Genomic DNA, 23,992 nt, shown 5'->3' with positions numbered 1-23,992 from the left:
TTCTGCTCGGGGAGAAGCCTCCGGCTCCCGGCTCCCGGCTCCCGGCTCTGGCGGGAACGGCGGAAGCCGGAGTGGGAAGTCGGCGGGGTCGACTTCCCACTCCGGCGGGGCGCGGTGGGCGGTCAGCGGCGGGCCGTGGTGAGGCGGTCGTCGAGGAGGGCGAGGAGTTCCTGCCGGCGTCCGTCGAGGTAGAAGTGGCCGCCGGGGTGGATCCCGAGCTCGAAGGCGGCCGTGGTGTGGCGCTGCCAGGCGGCGGCCTCGGTGGGGGTGACCCAGGGGTCGGCGTCGCCGATCAGGGCGAGGACCGGGGTTGCGACGGTGACCTCCGGGCCGGCGAAGTAGCCGCCCACGGCGGCGAGATCGGCGCGGACGGCCGGCAGGATCATCTGGAGGGCCTCCTCGTCCGCGAGCAGCCGTGGGTCGGTTCCGCTGAGGTCCCGCAGGTGGGCGGCGAGGGAGCGGTCGTCGGTGAGGTGGGCGTACTCGCCGTCGCGCCGGGTGGAGGGGGCGCGGCGGCCGGAGACGGTGAGCAACTCCGGGGCGCGGCCGTCGCGTTCCAGTCGGCGGGTGAGTTCGAAGGCCAGCAGGGCGCCCATGCTGTGGCCGAACAGGGCGTAGCGGCCGTCGCCCACGGCGGCCCGGACGGCGGGCGCGGCCAGGTCGGCGAGCCGGGTGAGGTCCGCGACGGCGGGCTCCCGGTAGCGGTCCTGACGGCCCGGGTACTGCAGGGCCAGCACCTCGACGTCCGGCCCGGCCGCGGCGGCCCAGGGTCGGAAGACCGAGGCCGAGCCGCCGGCGTGCGGCAGGCAGAGCAGGCGCAACGGCGGGTCGGCCGAGCCGGCCGGGTCGGCCGGGTCGGGGATGCGAGGGGTGCCGGGGGCACTGAACCGGCGTACCCACAGGGAACTGTCGACGGAAGCGGCCGCGGCGCTCACGCCGCCGCCCGCCGTTCGGTCCGGTCGGCCTGGTCGCCCGACTCGGCGGGCCCGGAGCGCTCGCCCCACTGCGGGCGGAGCAGGTCGAGCCGCCGGTCGGACAGCAGGATCGCCCGCTGCACCTCGCGCAGCGCCCGTCCGGGCTCGATGCCGAGTTCGGCGGTGATGGTGCGGTGGGCCGCGCGGTACACCCGCAGGGCGTCCGCCTGCCGCTCGGAGCGGTAGAGGGCGATCATCAGCTGCCGGTGGAAGGCCTCGTGCAGCGGGTGCTCGGCGACCAAGGAGTAGAGCCGGCCGATGAGTTCGCGGTGGCGCCCGGTGGCCAGGCCGGTCTCGACGTGCATGCCGACGCACTCCAGCCGGGCCTCCTCGGCCCAGGTGGTGAAGCCCTCCAGGACCGGCCCGGAGCGCAGGTCGCCGAGCGCGGGGCCGCGCCACAGGGCGAGGGCCTCCTCGAAGGCGGCGGCGGCCTGCTCGGTGCGGCCGTCCCGGGCGGCGGCCCGTCCGGTCTGCATCAGGTGCTGGAAGTCGTCGGAGTCCAGCCGGTCCTCCGGGCCGAGGCGCAGCACGTACCCGGGGGACTGGGTGACGATGGCGCTCTCCGGGCGGCCGTCGGCGAGCAGCTTGCGCAGCCGCGAGATGTAGACGTGGATCGCCGCCAGGTGGCGTCGGGGCGGGGCGTCCCCCCAGATCTCGAAGCCGAGTTGCGGGACGGGCACCACCTCGTTGGCGCGGACCAGCAGGGTCGCGAGCAGCACCTCCATGTTCCGGGCCTTGACGGCCGAGGTGCCGTGCTCCGTGGTGACGTGCAGGCTTCCGAGCAACTGGTATCTCACCGTGGGCCTCCTGAGGGCGTGTCGTCCGGCTCAGGGTGTCCCACGGGGGCCGTCCGCGCATCAGCGGAACTACGTACGTACGTGCGGACGGCCCCGGTGCCGCTCCTCCGTTCCCTGCCGCCCGTCGCTAGCGCCGGTCCAGCGCGCGCAGTTCGGCGCCGAGGGCGAGCCGGCGGTCCAGCGGGCCGCCGCTCATCCGCAGCACCGTGAGCAGCGTCCACAGCCGGGTCTGCGGGAAGAACCGGGGCGAGCCGTGCACGTCGTCGTGCACCCGCAGGCGCAGGCTGCGCAGCGAGCGCCGCAGCCGGTCGGTGTCGGAGGGCGGGATGATCTCGTCCCGGGCGCTGGCGACCAGGGCGACCGGGACGTCGACGGCGCTCAGCCGGTCCGGGTCCAGGGCGAGCGGGGCGAGGGCGTCGAACACCGAGCCGGCGTCGGTGCGGGCGAGGTGGGCGAGGGTGTCCACGGTGACCCGGGGAACGGTGGCGTGCCACGCCCGGTCGGTGAAGAAGTCGTGCACCGGCAGGCCGGCGCCGACCACGCCGCGGATGCGCGGGTCGCCGAGCGCGGCGTGCAGCGCCAGGTTGCCGCTGAAACTGAGCGCCAGCGCGTACGTCCGCGCGGTGTCGGCGCGGTCGGCGACGGCGTCCAGGACGGCGGGCAGCAGGGCGGGCGCCGTCAGGTCGTACGGCAGCGGGTTCTCGCCGACGCCCGGCATCTCGGTGACCACCCCGGCCAGGCCGAACTCGGCCAGCTGGAGCAGGACCGGCGCCCACTGCTCCTTGAGGCTGATGATCCCGCCGGACATCAGCAGCAGCGGTCGCGGCTGCTCCGCCGACAGCCCGCCCGCCCAGGCGGCGACCGGGCCGGCCGGGGTGGGCACCTCGATCCGTTCGATGCCGGGGAAGTCGGCGGCCCAGCGGGCGAACACGTCCCGGGCGCGCTCCTCGGCCTCCCGGCGGGCCGAGCCGGACGGGTAGGGGAAGCGGGCCATCGTGTAGTAGCGGCCGGCCTCCAGCAGCCTGCCCTCGCGTTCCAGCCGGTCGCCCGCCTCGGTCCAGCGGCGCACCCAGGAGCCGGGGCCGCCGTCGCCGTCGTCCACGACACCGTCCAGCACGGCCCCGTACCGGTCGGGGGTGATGCCCTGGGAGGTCGCCTGGGCCACCACGAACTGCTTGAGTTCGGCGAGGTCGTTCGCCGGGGGGCGGCCGGTCATGCCGTTGCCTCCGAAGGGACGGGCGTGCCGGCCTGACCGGCTGTCGCCTCGCCCGTCGCCCCGCGCGGCGCTCCGTCGTCCCCGGGAGCGGGCCACTCCTCCAGTGCGGCCCGGATCTCGGTCAGGACGTCCGCCGCCTCCGCGCCGTCGATGACCCGGTGGTCGAAGGCCAGGCTGAGCCGGAACACCGGTGCGGCGACGATCGCGCCGTCCCGGACCACGGGGCGCTCGACGATCCGGCCGACGCCCAGGGTGACGGTGGTGCCGCCCACCGAGTGGAAGCCGTCGACCGGCCGGTGGCCGAGCGAGGTGACCGCGAAGGTGCCGGTGATCAGCGGGCGCAGCCGCAGGTCGCGGGCCGCGCGGGCGAACCGCAGGCGGCCGCGCAGCCAGGACAGCCGGTGCAGGGCGCGGATGCCGGCGAACTCGGGGAGCTCGGCCGGGTCGCCGTCCAGCACCCGGTCCAGCCGGCGCTGCACCTCGGCGAGGCCGGCGGTGTGCGGCTCGGGGACGACGGTGGACAGCACCACCCGGGTGCCGCCGAGGGTGCGGTCCAGGGTGACCTTGCCGGACACCGTGGGGAACGCGGCCACCCGGGGGCGCGGGCCGCCCCGGTAGGCGGAGTTGGCCGCCGGGTGGCGGGCCAGCACCCCGCCGGCGGCCACCAGCAGGTAGCCGACCACCGAGCGGCGCTGTCCGGCCGCGCGGGCCGCGGCCCGGTCGGCGAGCAGCCGGGTGGCGTCCACCTCGGTGTCCAGGAAGACCGGGGAGAAGTCCCGGATCGCCTCCAGGAAGTACAGGGTGTGCCGCCGTTCGCGCGGCGGCGGTGCGAGCCGCGGATCGGCTCCGGTCGGACTGGTCATGGCGGGCCCCTCGGGTCGGATCGGTCCGGTCGGTCGGTGGTCACGGGCCGGACCGGTGGAGGGGCCGAGCCTGGCGCACGGCGCCAAACAGGTTCTGAAACGCGAGCTCCGCAGCGGTCGCCGGAGCGGTCGCGGGAATCGTGAAATCCTTGTTTCGTCCGGCCAGTTGATCGGTGTTCGAAGCTACGATCGACCGAGGTTGGGGGGATCCGCCAGTTCCGCCCGCCACGGGGGAGGGGGAAGGGGCAGCAACCGTGATCGCAGTCCAGCAGACCCGAGACATCCGCGAAGCCCGAGAAGCCCGGGACGATCGAGAGGCCCGAGAGACCCGCGTCGTGACCCGCGACCGTGCCCGCACGGACACCGTCAGACGCGCCGAACTGAACCAACTCCAGTCCGTCCTCGACGAAGTGGCCAACGGCCGGCAGCAGGTGGTGGAGCTCGCCGGAGACCCGGGCAGCGGCAAGTCCCGCCTGCTCACCGCGCTCGCCGAGGAGGCCGCCGCCCGCGGCTTCACCGTGCTGCGCGCCCTGGCCGACCCGGCCGAACAGGGCATGGCCGGCAGCCTGTTCGTGCAGGTCCTGCGCGCCTGGATCGGCCTCGCCGACCGGGCCGGGCTGCGCGACGAACTGCTCGCGGTGATGCGCCGGATCGCCGGGTCGGTGGACCCGGCGGGCGGCTGCCCGGTCCCGGAGCGCCTCTGCGCGCTGCTCGAACAGCACACCTGCCGGGGCCTGTTGATCGTGCTGGACGACGTCCACGCGGCCGACCCCGGCTCGCTCGCGCTGCTCGACCGGCTGATCCGCTGGCCGGTGCGCGCCCCGCTCGCGCTGGTGGTCGCCCACCGGCCCCGGCAGGCCCCGCAGGGGCTGCTCGCGGGCCTGGCCCGCGGCAGCCAGCTCGGCACCACCCGCCGGATCGAGCTCGGCCGGCTCGACCTGGCCCGGGCCGCCGAACTGCTCGACCTGCCCGCCACCGACCCCCGGACGCGCGCCCTGCACCGGGACGCCCACGGGAACCCGCTCTACCTGCTGGCCCTCGCCAGGGTCTGCCCGGGCCGGCTCTCCGGCCGCCCCGAGGGCTCGCTCGCGGACCTGCGGGGCCTGCCGCCGGACGCCGCCCTGCCCGACCGGCTGGCCCGCCACCTGGTGACCGAACTCGCCGTCCTCGGCCCGCGCCAGCGGCTCGTCCTCGCGGCCGCCGCGGTGCTCGGCACCGAGCTGGACCCGCACGGGGTCGCCGCGGTCGCCGGCACCACTCAGGACGAGGCCTGCCGGATCCTCGACGAACTGCGCCGGCTCGACCTGCTGCGACCGCTCGCCGGCAGCCCGCACAGCGGGTTCCGGCACCCGCTGGTGCGCTGGCTGGTCTACGACGGCGCCGACAGCTGCTGGCGCGCCGACGCCCACCGCCGGGCCATCGAGCTCCTCACGGCCCGCGGCGCCCCCGCCGACCGGCTCGCCCCGCACATCGAACGGGCCACCCCCGGGCTGGACCCGCGGGACGCGGCCGTGCTCACCGCGGCCACCCGTACGGCGCTGCGCACCGGGGACACCGAACTGGCCGGGCACTGGCTCGGCGCGGCCCTCACCGCGCTCGGCCGCGGGGGCCCGGCCGACGACCGGGTCGCCGGCCAACTGCTGGCCGCGGCGGACGAGATGGCGGCCCGCACCGGATCGCGCGCCCTGCTCACCGAGGCCACCGTGCGGCTGGGCGGCGAGGACCGCCCCGACGGGGCCGACCGGGCCGGGTCCGGCCGTCCGCCGGGCGGCGCCCCGCCGCCCGCGACCGGCGGGCCGACCGGCGGGCCGACCGGGGCCGGTCCGTACGGCAGCCCGACCCTGGACCTGCTCACCGGGCGGGAACGGGAGATCGCCGAACTCGCCGGCACCGGGCTGCGCAGCCGCGAGATCGCCGACCGGCTCGGGCTGAGCGCCCGTACCGTCGAGGTGCACATCGCCCGTACCTACCGGAAGTTGGGCATCGGCTCCCGCGCGGCGCTGGTCCGCCTGGTGGTCGAGGAGCACCGCCGGGCGTCGTGACCGGGCCGGTCCGGGCCCGCCCGGGCCCGGACCGGCCTCCGGGAATAGCCGTCCACCAGGGGCTGTTGAGGCGCTGGACGGCCGCCGGCCACGGTCGCGCCGGTGCGCACGGCGCGGAGGGCGGTGGGCAGGGTGAGCGCGGAGGAGGAGCACCGGTGAGGTACGAGGTACTCGGCCCGCTCAGGGTCGGCGACACGGACGGCCAGGTCGTCATCACGTCCCGCAAGACCGAGACGGTGCTGGCCGTCCTGCTCGCCCGGATGGGCCAGGTGGTCTCGGTGGACGACCTGGTGCGCGAGCTGTGGCCCGCCGATCCGCCGCAGCGCGCCCGGGACGCCGTCTACGTGTACGTCTCGCAGCTGCGCAAGCTGCTGACCCGCCCCGGCGAGCCCGATCCGGTCATCACCCGGGCGCCCGGCTACGTCCTGTGGACGCCGCCGCGGGCCGTCGACTTCCAGGCCCTCCAGGAGCAGCTGCCGACCGCCCGGGCGATGATGCGCGAGCGGCGGTACGAGGAGGCCTGCGAGCTGCTGGAGCGGATCGTCGCCCTGTGGCGCGGCCCGGTGCTGGCCGGGCTGCAGGCCGGTCCGGTGGTCAACACCTTCGCGGCCTGGCTCCAGGAGCTCCAACTGGAGTGCAGCGAACTGCTGGTGGAGTCCAAGCTGATGCTCTCCCGGGACCGCGAGGTGGTCTCCCAGCTGCGCTGCCTGATCCGCGAGCACCCGTTGCAGGAGAGCTTCTACGCCCAGCTGATGCTGGCCCTGTGGCGCTCGGGCCGGCAGGCCGAGGCCCTGGGCGTCTACCACTCCGCCCGCGACACGCTCAACCGGGAGCTCGGCCTGGAGCCGGGCTGCTGGCTGCGCAACCTCCAGCGCACCATCCTGGAGGTGCGCGGCGAGGGCCCGGCCCGGCGGACGCCCGCGGCCGTACGGGCCTGACACCGCCCCGTCACCGGCACCGCCCCGTCACCGGCACCGCCCCGTCACCGGCACTGCTCCGCCACCGGAACCGCCCCGCCACCGTTTGGGTGTGGTTTAGCCCCCTTCGGCACGCTTGGGGGAGGCAGTACCGGAACCCCGAGCGATGACGGAGCGATTCGAGTGAACGATGTCCCCACCCGCCGCCTGGGCGGTCTGGAAGTCGGTGCCCAGGGGCTCGGCGCCCTCGGCCTGAGCGAGTTCTACGGCCCGACCGATCCCGAGCAGGCCGTCGCCACCATCCGTCGGGCGCTCGACCTGGGGGTCACCCTGATCGACACCGCCGACGTCTACGGGCACGGCCTGAGCGAGGAGTTGGTCGGCCGGGCGGTGGCCGGCCGGCGCGACGAGGCGGTGGTGGCCACCAAGTTCGGGGTGCTGCGCACCGGCGACGGGATCGGGCAGGCGGTGCGCGGCGACGCCGCCTACGTGCGGCAGGCCGCCGACGCCTCGCTGGAGCGGCTCGGGCTGGACCACATCGACCTCTTCTACCCGGCCCGGATCGACCCCTCGGTGCCGATCGAGGAGACGGTCGGCGCGCTGGCCGAGCTCGTCCGGGCCGGGAAGGTGCGGTACATCGGGCTCTCCGAGGCGGCCCCGGAGACCATCCGCCGCGCCCACGCCGTGCACCCGCTGGCTGCCGTGCAGACCGAGTGGTCGCTGTTCTCCCGCGAGCTGGAGACCGAAGTCGTGCCGCTGGCGCGTGAGTTGGGCATCGGCATCGTGCCGAACGCGCCGCTCGGCCGGGGCCTGCTCACCGGGCGCTACCGGGCCGCCGAGGTGTTCGGGCCGACCGACTTCCGGACGGTCGCCCAGCCGAGGTTCACCCCGGAGAACTTCCCGGGCAACCTCGCGCTGGTCGACCGGCTGGAACCGCTCTCCATCGAACTCGGCGTCTCCGTCGGTCAGTTGGCGCTGGCCTGGGTGCACCACCGGGGCGAGGACGTGGTCCCGATCCCGGGCACCCGACGGATCGACCACCTGGAGGAGAACCTCGCCGCCGCGACGCTCGCCCTCGGCGCGGAGGAACTGGCGGCGATCGAGGCCGCGGTGCCCGCCGGGCAGGTCGCCGGTGACCGGCTCACCGAGTTCAGCCGGCAGTTCGTCGACCGCTGACCGGCGGCCGACCGCACCTACGGCACCCACCGCACCCACCGCACGAACCCGCGCGCACCGGACGGACCCTCGGGCCCGTCCGGTGCGCGCCGCTGTCCGCCGGTCAGGAGGCCACCGGCTCGCCGCTGTCCTGCGGGCTGACCTCCTCCAGCACCGGGGCGGCCGCGAAGGCCTTGGGCCGGCCGGGCAGGAGCAGGCCGACGGCCACGATGACCGCGGTCATCGCCAGCTCCCACCAGAAGGCGGTGGAGTACGCGTCCCGGACCGAGTCGCCGTTCGCGACCCCGCGCTGGACCAGCAGCGCGACCAGGGCCACGCCGAAGGAGCCGCCGACCTGGTTCAGCGACAGCATGGTGCTGGTCGCCCCCGAGGTCTTCTCCAGCGGCACGGTCCGGTAGAGCGAGGCGAGCGTGGGCGCGCCGACGCAGCCCAGGCCGAGGCCCGAGACCAACGCGTAGAGTCCGAGCACCAGTTGGCCGGTGGTCCCGGAGGACAGCGCGTTGCCCAGGGTGCCGAGCACCACCAGCGCGGCGCCGACCGGTACCAGCAGGTTGGCGCCGACCTTGTCGCTGAGCCGCCCGGCCAGCGGCATCCCGAGGAAGGTGCCGACCCCGAAGGGCGCCAGCAGCAGCCCGCTGGCCATCAGGCTCTGCCCGTGCACCTGCTGCTGGTAGAGCGGCAGCAGGACGTACAGCGAGAACACCGCCGCGCCGGTGAGCGCCATCGCCACGACCGCGGCCGTGAAGCCCTTGTTGGCGAGCAGGCGCACGTCGATCAGCGGGGTGCGGCGGGTGGTGAGCGCGTGCACCACGAAGCCGGCCACCAGCGCCACCCCGACCAGCAGCGACACCAGCACGGTGGGGGAGCCGAAGCCCTCGTGGGCCGTCTGCGACAGCCCGTACACCAGGACGGCGAAGCCGGGGCTCAGCAGCACGGTGCCGAGCACGTCGAAGGTCGCACGCTCGCCCTCGGCGGGGACGTCGGCGGGAACCACCTTGAACGAGAACACCAGCGCCGCCAGCACGATCGGCACGTTCACCAGGAACAGCCAACTCCAGTGCAGGTTGTCCGCGATGACCCCGCCGAGGATCGGGCCGATCACCGGGCCGAGGGTCATCGGCAGTGCCAGCAGGCCCATCACCTTGCCCAGCCGGGCCGGGCCGGCCGCGCGGGCGGTGAGCGTCATCATGACCGGCTCGATGATGCCGGCCGCCACGCCCTGGAGGATGCGGAAGGTCACCAGCGCGCCGATGTTCCAGGACAGCGCCGAGGCGACGGCCGTCACGGTGTAGAGCACCAGGCCGAACACCCAGACCTTCTTGCCGCCGAAGTGGTCCACCGCCCAGCCGGTCACCGGGATGGTCGCGGCCACCGCCAGCAGGTAGCCGGTGATGACCCATTCGGCCGTGGTGAGCGTGGTGTGGAAGTTGTCGGCCAGCGGGCTCAGTCCGACGCCGACGATGGTCGCGTTCAGCGTCGCGGTGACCGATGCGAGCGCCATGACGACGATCAGCTTGACCAGCGGACCGTCCAACCGATTCTCGGCCGATTGCGTCATTTCAGTCCTTAGCGATAGCAGGGGAGGAGAAAACGGAGGCGGGGGCGGTCGCGATTTCGCGTGGCGCCCCGTGGCCGCGGAATGCGGCGGGTGGAATTCCGGCGGAGCGGCGAGTGGTAAGAGGCCCCCGGCCCGGGAGGCCGTCACATGGGATGGGTCGGCGTACCGGAAGGGCCGGCGTTCTGAGCACCGGCGTCCCGGAACCGGCTTCCTGAGAACGGGCGTTCAGAGAACCGGCGTGCTGAAAGAGCGTATAAACAAGTCAGGGTCGGCGGCCATCACCCCTTAGACACCGTTAAGGCCGTCGGCCCGGAATGCGGGCCGACGGCCTTCGGCGGGGCGCCCGGCCGCCGGTCGGGCATCGGTGACCTGCGGAGACGCCCCGCCGGCCGGGAGTCGGGAGGGTTCCCGGCGGCTTTAGGTCCTGCCCGCTCAGGACGGTTCCGGTCGGGCGGCCTCCACGGTCAGGGCCCGGGCCGGGCAGAGCTGGTGGGCGAGCCGGACGTCCTGCTCCCGCTCGGCCGCGGGCTCGGGCTCCAGCAGGGTCACCAGCCCGTCGTCGTCGTGCTCGAAGACGTCCGGCGCGGTCAGCACGCACAGGCCCGCGCCGATGCAGCGGTCCCGGTCGGTGGAGATTCGCACCCCGGCCCCGCTCACCAGGCCACCGGCAGGCGCTCGACGCTCTGCATGGTGCCGGTGCGGCGCATCACCAGCTCCTCGGACGGCACCGCCAGCCGCAGCCCGGGCAGCCGGCGGACCAGCGTCTCGAAGGCGATCTCCAGTTGCAGCCGGGCCAGGTTCTGCCCCAGGCACTGGTGGATGCCGTAGCCGAAGGTCAGGTGCTGGCGGCTGGCCCGGGCCAGGTCGACCTCGTACGGCTCGGCGTGCACCCGGTCGTCCCGGTTGGTCATGGTGGAGGAGACCACCAGGCCGTCCCCGGCCTTCAGCAGCAGGCCGTCGATCTCGATGTCGTCGGTGATCCAGCGCACCCCGGCGAAGTCCGTCACCGCGGTGATCCGCAGCAGTTCCTCGATCGCGATGGCGGCCGGCACCACGCCGTCGCGCAGCGCCGCCAGTTGCTCCGGGTGCTCCAGCAGGGCCAGCACGCTGATCGGGATCATCGAGGAGGTGGTCTCCAGACCCGCGATCAGCAGCACCATGGCCAGCTGCACCACCTCGTCGTGGGTCAGCTCGCCGCTCTCCACGTGGGCCACCAGCCGGCCGACCAGGTTCTCGTCCGGCTTGCGCTCCTGGGCCGTCACCAACCGGTCCAGGTAGCGGACGAGTTCGGCGGCGGAGGCCTCGGTGTGCTCCGGGTCCCGGCCCTGCATGACGCCGGCGGTGGCGGTCTGGAAGAAGGCGTGGTCCTCGTACGGGATGCCCAGCAGCGCCGACATGACGAGCGAGGGGATGGGCGCCGCGAAGTGCTCCACCAGGTCGGCGGGGGAGCCGAGTTCCTCGATCCGGTCGATCAGTCCGTTGACGATCCGCTCGATGTCGGGGCGCAGCGCCCGGGCGTGCTTGAGGCTGAACTCCGGGTTGAGCAGCCGTCGGTGGTGGTGGTGGACCGGCGGGTCCTCGCCCACCAGCACCAGCTTGCGGGCGGCCGGCGCGCCCAGGTGCGGGGCCATGGTGGGGTAGGCGTCGTAACTGCGGTCGGAGGACAGCCGCTCGTCGGCGAGCAGCCGGCGGGCCTCCGCGTAACCGGTGATCAGCCAGACGCGGCGGTCGTCCCACAGGGTGACCTGGTTGATCGGGCCCCGCGTGCTGATCTCCCGGTAGACGTCCGGTGGCTGGTAGGGGCAGGAGCGGCGCACCGGGAACGACGGTGCTTCGACGGAACTGGCGGACAACGCGGCCTCCCGGTCGGATTTCCCGGAACGGTTTTCCGGGGGGAATTCTGGTTGCTCCGGCGCATGCTAGTTCCGCACCTCGGGCGCGGGCCACGGCAGTTCCGACCGGAATCAACGGCAATTCAATGGGCGTTTGTCGCCGGTTAAGCGGCGCATTCGCCGGGCGGCGGAGATCGGTTCAGCGGCCGCGCCGGGCCGGTTTAGCGCCGTTGCCTAGCGTGATCGGTGCGCCGTTCCGCCGGCGCCGTCCCGTCCCTGTGCTGAACGGAGTTGTGGCATGGCATCGATCTCCCTCCCCGGCCCGCTGGCCCCCGTCGCGGCGGCCCTGCGGGGCCGGCTGCTGGCCTGGCTGGCGGTGCCGCCGCTCGGCCCGACCGGGCCGAACCCGCCGGTCGGCGACCCCGCCAACCTGCTCCACCTCACCGACCTCGCCGAGACCCTGATCAGCTACGAGTCCACCAACTCCGACTTCAGCGGGGCCACCCCGACGCTGGACGACCTCGCCCACGTCCGCTACGAGCTGCGCGACCAGCAGGGCGCACTGGTCGGGACGACCAAGGGCATCGGGCGGATGCTGCGCAAGGGCCCGGAGGGCAACTTCCTGGGCTACTTCTCGGAGGAGATCCGGCTGATCGACGGCAACGTCATCCGCACCGGCGGCATCGTCGACGACGCCCGGCTGACCCTCGGCGAGCAGCAGACCATCAAGGCCGTCGCGGTGGCCGGCCCGCTGCGCGGGGCGATCGGGTTCCGCCAGTTCCGGCCGGTCGAGACCCACAAGGCGTACGCCTCGGCGATCGTCCTCTACCGCTGAGCACCTGCTGAGCACCTGCTGAGCACCTGCTGAACACCTCTGCGCCGGACCGCCGTTCGGCCCGACGCGCACTCCGACCCGACAAGCACCCCGACCCGACGTGCACTCCGACCCGGCTGGGAGCAGACCGCAGATGGACCCCGCAGAGATCCGCCTCCTGGCGGCCGGCACCGCGTTGCCGGGCCCGCCCATCGACAACGCCGCCCTGGGCCGCCGGTTCGGCATGGACGCGCTCTGGGAGCAGTGGGTGGACGCTTTCATCGGCACCCGCACCCGGTACCTCGCCCTCGACCTGGAGACCGGCGAGCAGCGCGACACCCTGGCCGACCTGGGCACCACCGCCGGCGGGCGCGCGCTCGCCGCGGCGGGCACCGACCCCGCCGACGTGGACCTCGTGGTGCTCGGCACCGCCACCCCGGACACCCTGATGCCCGCCACCGTCAACGTGATCGCCGACCGGCTCGGCATCGACGGCGTGGCCACCTACCAGTTGCAGTCCGGCTGCTCCGGCGCCGTCCAGGCGATCGACGTCGCCCGCCAACTGCTCTCCACCGGCCGGCACCGCACCGCCCTGGTGCTGGGCGGCGACGTCATCGCCAAGCACTACGACCTGACGGCCGACCTGCGCGCCGTCCCTCCGGCCGAACTGGTCAACTACGTGCTGTTCGGCGACGCCGCCGGGGCCGCCGTGCTGAGTGCCGACCCGGCCGCCGGGCCGACCGCCGTCCGGGCCTCCTTCGTCGAACTGGCCGGCCGGGGACGGGAACCGGGCCAGGTGCTGGAGTGGTTCGGCCCGGTCGACCGGCACAGCGGTCGGCCGACGGCCCGGGAGGACTACAAGGCTATCGAGGAGACCGTCCCGCTGTTCGCCGAGCAGATCCTGCACCGGCTGCTCGCCGAGGCCGGCTGGCAGGAGGGCGAGGTGACGCACCTGCTGCCGCCGCAGCTGTCCACCCGGATGACCAGCCGGATCGTCGAGCGCCTCGGGCTGAGCGGCGCCGAGGAGGTCAGCTGCGTCGGCGAGACCGCCAATACCGGGAACGCGCTGGTCTTCTTCCAGCTCGAACAGGTCCTGCCGAAGCTCTCCCCGGGTGACCGGGCCGCCGCGATCGCGGTCGAGTCCAGCAAGTGGATCAAGTCCGGGTTCGCCCTGGAACACGTCTGACCCCTCCCGGCCCCGCCCCGCCGCCGGGCCCGCCGTCACTCCGTCCGGCCCCGCCACACCTCGAACCATCGAAGGGCAGAGCACGCATGTCGAACGACGAGAAGCTCCGCGACTACCTCAAGCGGGTCAGCGCCAGCCTCCAGGACACCCGCCTGCGACTGGAAGAGGCCGAGGCCAGGTCCACGGAGCCGATCGCCGTCGTCGGGATGGCGTGCCGCTACCCGGGCGGGGTGGGCTCGCCGGAGGAGCTGTGGCGGCTGGTCGCCGAGGGCCGGGACGCGATCTCGGAGTTCCCGGCCGACCGGGGCTGGGACCTGGACGCGCTGTACGACCCGGACCCGGAGCGCACCGGCACCTCCTACACCCGGCACGGCGGCTTCCTGGCCGCGGCAGCCGGCTTCGACGGCGAGTTCTTCGGCATCAGCCCCCGCGAGAGCAGCACCATCGACCCCCAGCAGCGGCTGCTGCTGGAGACCACCTGGGAGGCGTTGGAGAGCGCCGGCCTGGACCCGGCCGCGCTGCGCGGGACCCCGGTCGGCGTCTTCACCGGGATCATGTACAACGACTACGGCTCGCGGCTCAACCCGCTGCCGGCCGCCGTCGAGGGACAGGTCGGCATCGGCAGTGCGCCGAGCGTGGCCTCGGGGCGGATCGCGTACACCTACGGCTTCGAGGGTCCGGCGGTGACGGTGGACACCGCGTGCTCCTCCTCCCTGGTCGCCCTGCACCTGGCCGCGCAGGCGCTGCGCTCGGGCGAGTGCACGCTGGCGCTCGCGGGCGGGGCCACCGTGATGGCCACCCCCAACACCTTCGTCGAGTTCAGCCGCCAGCGCGGGCTGTCGCCGGACGGCCGCTGCAAGGCGTTCTCGGCGGGCGCGGACGGCACCGGCTGGGGCGAGGGGGTGGCCCTGCTGCTCCTGGAACGGCTCTCCGACGCCCGGGCGAACGGCCACCCGGTGCTGGCGGTGGTGCGCGGCTCGGCCGTCAACCAGGACGGCACCAGCAGCCAGCTCTCCGCCCCGCACGGGCCTTCGCAGGAGCGGGTGATCCGGGCGGCGCTGGCGGCGGCCGGGCTGGGCGCCGCGGATGTGGACGCGGTGGAGGCGCACGGCACGGGGACGCGGCTCGGGGATCCGATCGAGGCGCAGGCGCTGCTGGCCACCTACGGTCAGGGTCGTGACGCCGAGCGGCCGTTGTGGCTGGGGTCGGTGAAGTCCAACATCGGGCACGCCCAGGCGGCGGCCGGGGTGGCGGGCGTGATCAAGATGGTGCAGGCGCTGCGGCACGGCGTGCTGCCCGCCACCCTGCACGTCGACGAGCCGACCGGGGAGGTGGACTGGTCCGTCGGCGGGGTGGAGCTGCTGCGCTCGCCGGTGGACTGGGCGCCGGGCGAGCGGCCGCGCCGGGCGGGGGTCTCCGCCTTCGGGATCAGCGGCACCAACGCGCACGTGATCCTGGAGGAGGCCCCGGCCGCCACCGGGCTTCAGGCGGAGCCGGTTCCTACGGTCGCCCCGGTGCTGCTCTCGGCGCGCTCGGAGACGGCGTTGGGCGCGGCGGCCGAGCGGCTCGCGGACTGGCTGGAGCACGGCGAGGGCGCGCAGGCCGGGCTCGCGGAGGTCGCGGCCTGGACACTCACCCGCAGTGCCCGGCACCGGTTCGGGGCCGCCGTGGCCTCGCCGGACCGGGCTGAACTGATCGGCGGACTGCGGGCGTTGGCCGGGCGGTCGGCACACCCGGCGGTGGTGTCGGGTCGGGTGGCGTCCTCGCCGGGTCGGGTGGCGCTGGTGTTCCCGGGGCAGGGTTCGCAGTGGGTGGGGATGGGGGTGGCGCTGGCCGGGTCCTCTCCGGTGTTCGCCGCGTTGCTGGCGGATGCGGGTCGGGCGCTGGCTCCTTATGTGGATTGGGAGTTGGCGGAGGCGTTGCGGGATCCGGTCCTGTTGGAGCGGGTGGACGTGGTGCAGCCGGTGCTGTGGGCGGTGATGGTGTCGCTGGCGGGGCTGTGGCGTTCGTACGGGTTGCCGGTGGACGCGGTGGTGGGTCATTCGCAGGGCGAGATCGCGGCGGCGGCGGTGTCGGGGGCGTTGAGCCTGGAGGACGCTGCGGCCGTGGTGGCCCTGCGCAGCAAGGCGATTCGGGTGGTGGCGGGTGACGGCGGGATGGCGTCGGTGCCGCTGCCGGTGGCGGAGGTGGAGGCGCTGATCGCCCGCTGGGACGGTGCGTTGGAGGTCGCGGCGGTCAACGGCCCTTCCTCGACGGTGGTTTCCGGGACCGCGACGGCGATCGGCGAGCTCGTGACCTGGGGTGAGCAGCAGGAGGTGCGGGTACGGCGCGTCCCGGTGGACTACGCCTCGCACTCCGCCCAGGTCGAACCCCTTGAGGCCGAACTCCTCGACCTGCTGGCACACATCAACCCCCAGCCCGCCGACATTCCGTTCTACTCCACCGTCACGGGAACCCTGTTGGACACCAGCGCCCTTGACGCCGGGTACTGGTTCCGCAACCTGCGCAGCCGGGTCCGCTTCGAGGACACCGTCCGCGCCCTGGCCGAGGACGGCTTCACCACCTTCGTGGAGGCCAGCGCCCACCCGGTGCTGACCGTCGGCATCCAGGAAACCCTGGCCGAACACCCGGACGCCCCGGACACCCTGGTCACCGGCAGCCTGCGCCGCAACCGCGAGGACGACCAACCGCTGCTCCAGGCCCTGGCCGCCGTCGAACTCCACGGCCACCGCCTCGACTGGCCCCTCACCACCCCCACCACCCCACCCGGCCTCCCCACCTACCCCTTCCAGCACCGTCGCCACTGGCTCGACGCCCCCACTCACGCGGGCGGCCCGGACGCGTCCGCCCACCCCCTGCTCGGCGCGAGTGTCGAACGCGCCGACGACGGCGGGCTGGTCCTCACCGGCCGCCTCTCCCCGCGCAGCCACCCCTGGTCGGCCGAGCACACCGTCGCCGGGACGGTCCTGTTCCCGGGGACGGGCTTCGCCGAACTCGCCCTGGCCGCCGCCGAGTCGGCAGGCTCCTCCGGCGTGGACGAACTCGTCCTGCTGGCGCCGCTGACCCTCGGCGGGGCGGTGCTCGACCTCCAGGTCCTCGTCCCGGCCGCCGACCGGGACGGCCGTCGGACCTTCGACGTCTACTCCCGCCCCGAGCACGGCGGCGCGGGCGACTGGACCCACCACGCGACCGGCACCCTGGCCGCCGAGCCGGCCGAACCGGCCACCCCCATCGAGGACTTCCCCACCGAGGACTTCCCCGCCGACTGGCCCCCGGCCGAGGCCGTCCCCCTCGAACTCGCCACCGCCGCAGCGCGGTTCGCCGCCGCCGAGGTCGGCTACGGCCCGACCTACCAGGGCCTGCGCGCCGCCTGGCAGCACGGCGACGTGCTCTACGCGACCGTCGAACTCCCCGAGCCCGCGCACCCCGACGCCGCCCGCTACGGCATCCACCCCGCCCTGCTGGACGCCGCCCTCCAGGCCGAGGCGGCGGCCGACGGCCCGGACCGCCCCGCCGAACTGCGGCTGCCGTTCGCCTGGAACGGCCTCGGCCTGCACGCGGTCGGCGCCACCGCGCTGCGGGTGCGGCTGGACCGCCTGGACCAGGACACCCTCCGCCTCCGGGCCGTCGACCCCGAGGGCGCCCCCGTCCTCACCGTCGACACCCTGGTGCTGCGCCCGGTCGCCGTCGACCGGCTGACCGCCCCCGCCCCCCGGGGCCCGGCCCGGCCCACCCGCACCCCGGCCCGCCGGGCCGCCGGGCGCACGGCGGGGGAGGGCAGTGCCGTCGAGCGCCTCCGCCGACTGTCCGGCGCCGAGCTGGAGCGGCAGCTGCGCGAGCTGGTGCGCGGCGAGGTCGCCGCCGTCCTCGGCTACGCCACCCCCGCCGAACTCGACCCCGACCGGGCCTTCCGCGACCTCGGCTTCGAGTCCCTCACGGCCGTCCAACTGCGTGACCGGATCGCCGCCGCCACCGGACTCAAGCTGCCGCCGACCCTGGTGTTCAACCACCCCAGCCCGCGCGCCCTCGCCGAGCACCTCGGCGACCTGCTGCGCCGCAGCGGCAGCGCACCGGCCACCGCGCCCGCCCGTACCCGGGCCGCTGCCGACGAACCGCTCGCGATCATCGGGATGGCGTGCCGCTACCCGGGCGGGGTGGGCTCGCCGGAGGAGCTGTGGCGGCTGGTCGCCGAGGGCCGGGAGACGGTCTCGGAGTTCCCGGCCGACCGGGGCTGGGACCTGGACGCGCTGTACGACCCGGACCCGGAGCGCACCGGCACCTCCTACACCCGGCACGGCGGCTTCCTGACCGGCGCGGCCGACTTCGACCCGGCGTTCTTCGGCATCAACCCGCGCGAGGCCGTCGCGATGGACCCGCAACAGCGGCTGCTGCTGGAAACCTCCTGGGAGGCGCTGGAGAGCGCCGGCCTGGACCCGGCCGCGCTGCGCGGGACCCCGGTCGGCGTCTTCACCGGCCTGATCTACACCGAGTACGGCGGCCGGGTGCGCGGCTCCGCCCCCGAGGCGGAGGGCTACCTCGGCACCGGCAGCGCGGGCAGCGTGGCCTCGGGGCGGATCGCGTACACCTACGGCTTCGAGGGTCCGGCGGTGACGGTGGACACCGCGTGCTCCTCCTCCCTGGTCGCCCTGCACCTCGCGGGCCAGGCGCTGCGCTCCGGCGAGTGCAGCCTCGCCCTGGTCGGCGGCGCCACCGTGATGTCCACCCCGGACACCCTGATCGAGTTCAGCCGCCAGCGCGGCCTCTCGCCGGACGGCCGCTGCCGGGCCTTCGCGGCCGCTGCCGACGGCACCGGCTTCTCCGAGGGCGTCGGGCTGCTGCTGGTCGAACGGCTCTCCGACGCCCGGGCGAACGGCCACCCGGTGCTGGCGGTGGTGCGCGGCACCGCCGTCAACCAGGACGGTGCCTCGAACGGCCTGACCGCCCCGCACGGGCCTTCGCAGGAGCGGGTGATCCGGGCGGCGCTGGCGGCGGCCGGGCTGGGCGTCGCGGATGTGGACGCGGTGGAGGCGCACGGCACGGGGACGCGGCTCGGGGATCCGATCGAGGCGCAGGCGCTGCTGGCCACCTACGGTCAGGACCGGCCCGCCGAGCGGCCCTTGTGGCTGGGGTCGGTGAAGTCCAACATCGGGCACGCCCAGGCGGCGGCCGGGGTGGCGGGCGTGATCAAGATGGTGCAGGCACTGCGGCACGGGGTGCTGCCGAGCACCCTGCACATCGACGAGCCGACCGGCGCCGTCGAATGGGGGAGCGGTGCGGTCGAGCTGCTGCGCGCGCCGGTGGACTGGGCGCCGGGCGAGCGGCCGCGTCGGGCGGGGGTCTCGGCCTTCGGGATGAGCGGCACCAACGCGCACGTGATCCTGGAGGAGGCCCCGGCCGCCACCGGGCCTCAGGTGGAGCCGGTTCCTGCGGTCGCCCCGGTGCTGCTCTCGGCGCGCTCGGAGGCGGCGTTGGGTGCGGCGGCCGAGCGGCTGGCGGACTGGCTGGAGGGCCCGGGTGCCCGGGTCGGCCTGTCCGAGGTCGCGGCCTGGACACTGACCCGCGTCGCCCGGCACGGGTACGGCGCCGCCGTCGCCTCGGGCGAGCGCGCCGAGGTGGTGGCCGCACTCCGTGCGCTGACCGACCATCCGGCGGTGGTGTCGGGTCGGGTGGCGTCCTCGCCGGGTCGAGTGGTGCTGGTGTTCCCGGGGCAGGGTTCGCAGTGGGTGGGAATGGGGGTGGCGCTGGCCGAGTCGTCTCCGGTGTTCGCCGCATTGCTGGCCGACGCCGGCCGGGCCCTGGAGCCCTATGTGGAGTGGGAGTTGGGGCAGGCGCTGCGGGATCCGGTCCTGTTGGAGCGGGTGGACGTGGTGCAGCCGGTGCTGTGGGCGGTGATGGTGTCGCTGGCGGGGCTGTGGCGCTCGTACGGGTTGCCGGTGGACGCGGTGGTGGGGCACTCGCAGGGCGAGATCGCGGCGGCTGCGGTCTCCGGGGCGTTGAGTCTGGAGGACGCTGCGGCCGTGGTGGCCCTGCGCAGTAAGGCGATTCGGGTGGTGGCGGGTGACGGCGGGATGGCGTCGGTGCCGCTGCCGGTGGCGGAGGTGGAGGCGCTGATCGCCCGCTGGGACGGTGCGTTGGAGGTCGCGGCGGTCAACGGGCCTTCCTCGACGGTGGTTTCCGGGACCGCGACGGCGATCGGCGAGCTGGTGACCTGGGGCGAGGAGCAGGACGTACGGGTGCGGCGGGTCCCGGTGGACTACGCCTCGCACTCCTCCCAGGTCGATCCCCTGCGCACCGAACTCCTCGACCTGCTGGCACACATCAGCCCCCAGCCGTCGGAGATCCCGTTCTACTCGACCGTCACGGCCGGGCCGCTGGACACTGCGGAGCTGGACGCCGGGTACTGGTTCCGCAACCTGCGCAGCCGGGTCCGCTTCGAGGACACCGTCCGCGCCCTGGCCGAGGACGGCTTCACCACCTTCGTGGAGGCCAGCGCCCACCCGGTGCTGACCGTCGGCATCCAGGAAACCCTGGCCGAACACCCGGACGCCCCGGACATCCTGGTCACCGGCACCCTGCGCCGCAACCGCGAGGACGACCAACCGCTGCTCCAGGCCCTGGCCGCCGTCGAACTCCACGGCCACCGCCTCACCTGGCCCCTCACCACCCCCACCACCCCGCCCGGCCTCCCCACCTACCCCTTCCAGCACGAGCACTACTGGCTCGACCCCGCCCCGGACATCAGCGACCCGGGCCACCTCGGCCTCCAGAGCGCCGACCACCCACTGCTGGGCGCCACCACCGACCTGCCGGACGGCACCGCGCTCTACACCAGCCGGATCTCCACCGGCACCCACGCCTGGCTGCTCGACCACGCCGTCACCGGCACCCCACTGCTGCCCGCGACCGCGCTGGTCGAACTCGCCCTGCACGCCGGCCACCGCGCCGCCGTCCCGGCCCTGGCCGAACTGACCCTGGAGGCACCGCTGTTGCTCGACGACGGCGCCGTGCACCTGCAGACCACCGTCCAACCGCCGGACACCGACGGCGCCCGTGCGCTCGCCGTCCACTCCCGCCCGGCGGCCGCCGGCCCGCAGGAGCCGTGGACCAGGCACGCCACCGCCCTGCTCCTCCCGGACCACCCGTCCGCCGCCGCCCCCGAGGACCGGCCCGAGGACCGGCCCGCGGCCTGGCCCCCGCCCGGCGCCACCCCCGTGGACCCGGCCGACCTCTACCCCGGCCTCGCCGACCGCGGCTACGACTACGGCCCGGCCTTCCAGGGCGTCCGCGCCCTGTGGCGCGCCGGTGACGCCGTCTACGCGACTGTCGAACTCCCCGAGCCCGCGCACCCGGACGCCGCCCGCTACGGCATCCACCCCGCCCTGCTGGACGCCGCCCTGCACCCGCTCGCCGCCGGCCTCACCGCCCCCGCGGACGGCACTCGCGAGGAGAGCGACCCCGAGGACGCCGACCGGGGAACGGCACTCCCCTTCGCCTGGACCGGCGTCACCCTCGCCGCCACGGCCGCCACCACCCTGCGGGTCCGGCTGACCCGGCACGGCGCCGACTCGGTCGCGCTGACCGCCACCGACCCGCTCGGCGGGCCGGTGCTCACCGCCGAGCGGATCGCCCTGCGCCCGCTCGCCCCGGGCGCCCTGGCCGCCGCCCGGCCGGTCGGGCGGGCCGACGGCCTGTACCACCTGGACTGGACGCCCGTGCCCCCGTCGGCGGCCGTCCCCGCCGACCGGGCGGTGGTCGAACTGCCCGAGCACCACCTCTCCGCCGACCCCACCGACCCCACCGACCCCGCAGAACTCCCCGACCCCGCAAGCCTGTTCACCACCGACCCGCCCGCCCTCGCCGTCCTCCCGCTCACCCTCCCCGAGCCGACGGCCCCGAACCCGAACCAGGACCAGGACCAGGACCCCGCCGCCGCCACCGCCGCCCTGCTCGGCTTCGTCCAGCGCTGGCTCGCCCAGGACCACCTGGCCGACACCCGGCTCGCCGTGCTGACCCGCGACGCCCAGCACACCGGCCCCGCCGACCGCCCGGTCCGGCCGGTCGCGGCCGCCCTCTGGGGCCTGCTGCGCAGCGCCCAGACCGAGCACCCCGGCCGGTTCCGCCTGCTGGACACCGACGGGCACCCCGACTCCCGGGCGGCGCTGGGCACCGCCCTCGCCCGGGACGAGCCCCAACTCGCCCTGCGCCGGGGCGCGCTGCTCGCCCCGGCGGTCGTCCCGCTGCCCGCCCGGCCCGAGCTCACCGCCCCCGGGGACGGCCCCTGGCGGCTCGCCCCCACCGGGGACACCCTGGACGCGCTGGCCCTGCTCCCCGCCCCGGACGCCGCCCGCCTGCTCGCCCCCGGCGAGGTGCGGATCGCCGTGCGGGCCGCCGGACTGAACTTCCGGGACGTGCTGATCACCCTCGGCGTCTACCCGGACCGCGCCCTGCTCGGCACCGAGGCGGCCGGCGTGGTCACCGAGGTCGGCCCGGGCGTGACCGGCCTGGCGCCCGGCGACCGGGTCACCGGCCTGGTGTCCGGGGGCATCGGCCCGGTCGCGGTCACCGACCACCGGCTGCTGGCCCGCGTCCCGGCCGGCTGGAGCTTCGCCCAGGCCGCCGCCGTCCCCGCCGCCTACCTGACCGCCCACTACGCCCTGGTCGACCTGGCCGGGCTCCGCGCGGGCGAGCGGCTGCTGGTGCACTCGGCGGCCGGCGGCGTCGGCATCGCCGCCGTCCAGCTCGCCGCCCACCTGGGCGCCGAGGTGTACGGGACGGCCGGGCCCGGCAAGTGGGACACCCTGGCGGCGCTGGGCGTCGACCCGGCCCGCACCGCCTCCTCCCGCACCCTCGACTTCGAGGGGCTCTTCCTCGCCGGGACGGACGGCGCCGGGGTGGACGTGGTGCTGAACTCCTTCACCGGGGACTTCGTCGACGCCTCGCTGCGGCTGCTGCCGCGCGGCGGCCGCTTCGTCGAGATGGGCAAGGCCGACCTGCGCGACGCCGACCGGATCGCCGAGCAGTACCCGGGCGTGCGCTACCGCTCCTTCGACCTGCTGGAGGCCGGTCCGCAGCGGATCGGCGAGCTGCTGACCGAGCTGCTGGCGCTGTTCGAGCGCGGGGTGCTGACCCTGCCGCCGATCACCGCCTGGCCGGTCGCCCGGGCCGGGGAGGCGCTGCGCCACCTCGGCCAGGCCCGGCACACCGGCAAGGTCGTGGTGACCGTCCCCGCGCCGCTCGACCCGGCCGGCACCGTGCTGGTCACCGGCGGCACCGGCACCCTCGGCGCGCTGACGGCCCGGCACCTGGTGACCGAGCACGGCGCCCGGCACCTGCTGCTGGCGGGCCGGCGCGGCCCCGAGGCGGCGGGCGCCGCCGAGCTGGCCGCCGAACTCGCCGCACTGGGCGCCGAGGTGACCGTCGCCGCGGTGGACGTCGCCGACCGGGCGGCGCTGGCCGCGCTGCTCGACTCCGTCCCCGCCGAGCACCCGCTGACGCTGGTGGTGCACGCCGCCGGCGCCCTCGCGGACGGCGTCCTGGAGGCCCTCGACCCGGCCGCGCTGGAGGCGGTGCTCGCCCCCAAGGCCCGGGCCGCCCGCCACCTGGACGAGCTGACCCGGCACGCCGACCTCGCCGACCTGGTGCTGTTCTCCTCCGTCTCCGGGGTGCTCGGGGGCGGCGGACAGGCCAACTACGCGGCGGCCAACGCCTACCTGGACGGCCTCGCGCACCGCCGCGCCGCCGAGGGCCTGCCCGCGACCTCGCTCGCCTGGGGCCTGTGGCAGCGGGCCAGCGGACTGACCGGACAGCTCACCGACGGCGACCGGGCCCGACTGGCCCGGGGCGGCCTGGTGCCGCTCACCGACCGGGAGGGCCTCGCCCTGCTGGACGCGGCCCGCGCCACCGGCCGGGCGGCCGTCGTCACCACCCGCTTCGACCTGCGGGCGGGCCGGGCCGCCGGGACCGTACCCGCGCTGCTGCGCTCGCTGGCGGGCGCCCCCGCCCGGCGCAGCGCCGCCGGCGCGCCCGCCGCCGGAGGCCCGGCCCCGCTGTCGGACCGGCTCGCCGGCCTGGACCCGGCCGGGCGGGCCGAGGCCCTGCTCGACCTGGTGCTCGGCCAGGCCGCCGCCGTCCTGGGCCACGGCGGGGCCGGAACTGTCGCTGCCGGAACCGTCGCCGCCGACCAGGCCTTCAAGGAGATCGGCTTCGACTCGCTCACCGCCGTCGAACTGCGCAACCGCCTGGGGGCGGCCACCGGCCTGCGGCTGGCCCCGACCACGGTGTTCGACCATCCGACCCCGTCGGCGCTGGCCGCCCACCTGCACCGGGCCCTGGCCCCCGAGGACGAGGCCGCGCCGGACCCGTTCCTGCGCGAGCTCGACCGGCTGGAGTCCCTGCTGCCCGCGCTGGCCGCCGCGGACGGCGTCCGGGGAGCGGTCGGCCGGAGGCTGCGCGAGCTGCTCTGGCGCCTGGACGACACCCCGGCCGAAGGCGACGGCGAGGGCGAGCGCGCCGAGGACCTCGCGACGGCCAGCGACGAGGAACTGTTCGCCGCGCTCGACGACGAACTCAACCATCCCGGAACGGAGGTCTGAGATGCCCGGGACGACCGAACCCGCC

General features: G+C 75.4%; 13 protein-coding genes. 6 read left to right on the top strand and 7 right to left on the bottom strand.

Translation table 11 applies throughout. From position 1 onward, the window contains the following. Positions 1-122 precede the first annotated feature (122 nt). From ACFY2K_RS32590 to ACFY2K_RS32575, 4 genes are all read right to left on the bottom strand, one after another. The gene (locus ACFY2K_RS32590; RefSeq protein WP_380528045.1) at positions 123-935 is read right to left on the bottom strand and encodes a thioesterase II family protein; all 813 of its coding nucleotides are present in this window, start codon (positions 933-935) and stop codon (positions 123-125) included. Beyond that, complete coding sequence (locus ACFY2K_RS32585) at positions 932-1,771, bottom strand: BTAD domain-containing putative transcriptional regulator (protein WP_380643066.1); 840 nt, start codon at positions 1,769-1,771, stop codon at positions 932-934. The genes ACFY2K_RS32590 and ACFY2K_RS32585 overlap by 4 nt, the downstream gene beginning before the upstream one ends. 127 nt (positions 1,772-1,898) lie before the next feature. Further along, complete coding sequence (locus tag ACFY2K_RS32580) at positions 1,899-2,987, bottom strand: alpha/beta hydrolase (RefSeq protein ID WP_387716266.1); 1,089 nt, start codon at positions 2,985-2,987, stop codon at positions 1,899-1,901. Further along, the gene (locus ACFY2K_RS32575) at positions 2,984-3,850 is read right to left on the bottom strand and encodes a 2-oxo acid dehydrogenase subunit E2 (protein ID WP_387716262.1); all 867 of its coding nucleotides are present in this window, start codon (positions 3,848-3,850) and stop codon (positions 2,984-2,986) included. The genes ACFY2K_RS32580 and ACFY2K_RS32575 overlap by 4 nt, the downstream gene beginning before the upstream one ends. 335 nt (positions 3,851-4,185) lie before the next feature. On the opposite strand from ACFY2K_RS32575, the gene ACFY2K_RS32570 reads away from it, so the two are divergent. From ACFY2K_RS32570 to ACFY2K_RS32560, 3 genes are all read left to right on the top strand, one after another. Then, complete coding sequence (locus ACFY2K_RS32570; RefSeq protein ID WP_380643070.1) at positions 4,186-5,892, top strand: AAA family ATPase; 1,707 nt, start codon at positions 4,186-4,188, stop codon at positions 5,890-5,892. 155 nt (positions 5,893-6,047) lie between these two features. Next, entirely contained in the window at positions 6,048-6,830 is a 783-nt protein-coding gene (locus ACFY2K_RS32565; protein WP_380528064.1) for a BTAD domain-containing putative transcriptional regulator, read from the top strand. 162 nt (positions 6,831-6,992) lie between these two features. Then, on the top strand, positions 6,993-7,985 hold the full coding sequence (locus ACFY2K_RS32560) for an aldo/keto reductase (protein WP_380593555.1): 993 nt from the start codon (positions 6,993-6,995) through the stop codon (positions 7,983-7,985). Positions 7,986-8,088: 103 nt separating this feature from the next. Here ACFY2K_RS32560 and ACFY2K_RS32555 read toward each other — a convergent pair whose 3' ends face one another. From ACFY2K_RS32555 to ACFY2K_RS32545, 3 genes are all read right to left on the bottom strand, one after another. Further along, positions 8,089-9,543 carry a DHA2 family efflux MFS transporter permease subunit gene (locus ACFY2K_RS32555; RefSeq protein ID WP_375893167.1) on the bottom strand — a complete coding sequence of 485 codons (1,455 nt, stop codon included), beginning with the start codon at positions 9,541-9,543 and terminating at the stop codon, positions 8,089-8,091. Between the two features lie 432 nt (positions 9,544-9,975). Further along, a complete protein-coding gene (locus ACFY2K_RS32550; RefSeq protein WP_387716259.1) occupies positions 9,976-10,185 on the bottom strand; it encodes a ferredoxin in 210 nt (69 codons plus the stop codon). Between the two features lie 11 nt (positions 10,186-10,196). After that, a complete protein-coding gene (locus ACFY2K_RS32545; protein ID WP_387716257.1) occupies positions 10,197-11,396 on the bottom strand; it encodes a cytochrome P450 in 1,200 nt (399 codons plus the stop codon). Between the two features lie 277 nt (positions 11,397-11,673). Between ACFY2K_RS32545 and ACFY2K_RS32540 the strand changes: the two genes are divergently transcribed. From ACFY2K_RS32540 to ACFY2K_RS32530, 3 genes are all read left to right on the top strand, one after another. After that, positions 11,674-12,210 (top strand): hypothetical protein, encoded by a 537-nt coding sequence (locus tag ACFY2K_RS32540; protein WP_375893163.1) that lies wholly within the window; start codon positions 11,674-11,676, stop codon positions 12,208-12,210. A 133-nt stretch (positions 12,211-12,343) separates the two neighbouring features. Continuing rightward, the gene (locus ACFY2K_RS32535) at positions 12,344-13,375 is read left to right on the top strand and encodes a 3-oxoacyl-ACP synthase III family protein (protein ID WP_380643079.1); all 1,032 of its coding nucleotides are present in this window, start codon (positions 12,344-12,346) and stop codon (positions 13,373-13,375) included. Positions 13,376-13,461: 86 nt separating this feature from the next. After that, on the top strand, positions 13,462-23,967 hold the full coding sequence (locus ACFY2K_RS32530) for an SDR family NAD(P)-dependent oxidoreductase (protein ID WP_387716254.1): 10,506 nt from the start codon (positions 13,462-13,464) through the stop codon (positions 23,965-23,967). The last annotated feature ends 25 nt before the right edge of the window (positions 23,968-23,992 follow it).

It is taken from the genome of Kitasatospora sp. NPDC001309 (assembly GCF_042896295.1).
Taxonomy (GTDB): Bacteria; Actinomycetota; Actinomycetes; order Streptomycetales; family Streptomycetaceae; genus Kitasatospora.
The sequence above is the reverse complement of the archived record's forward strand: the minus strand, read 5'-3'. Positions and strand labels throughout refer to the sequence as shown.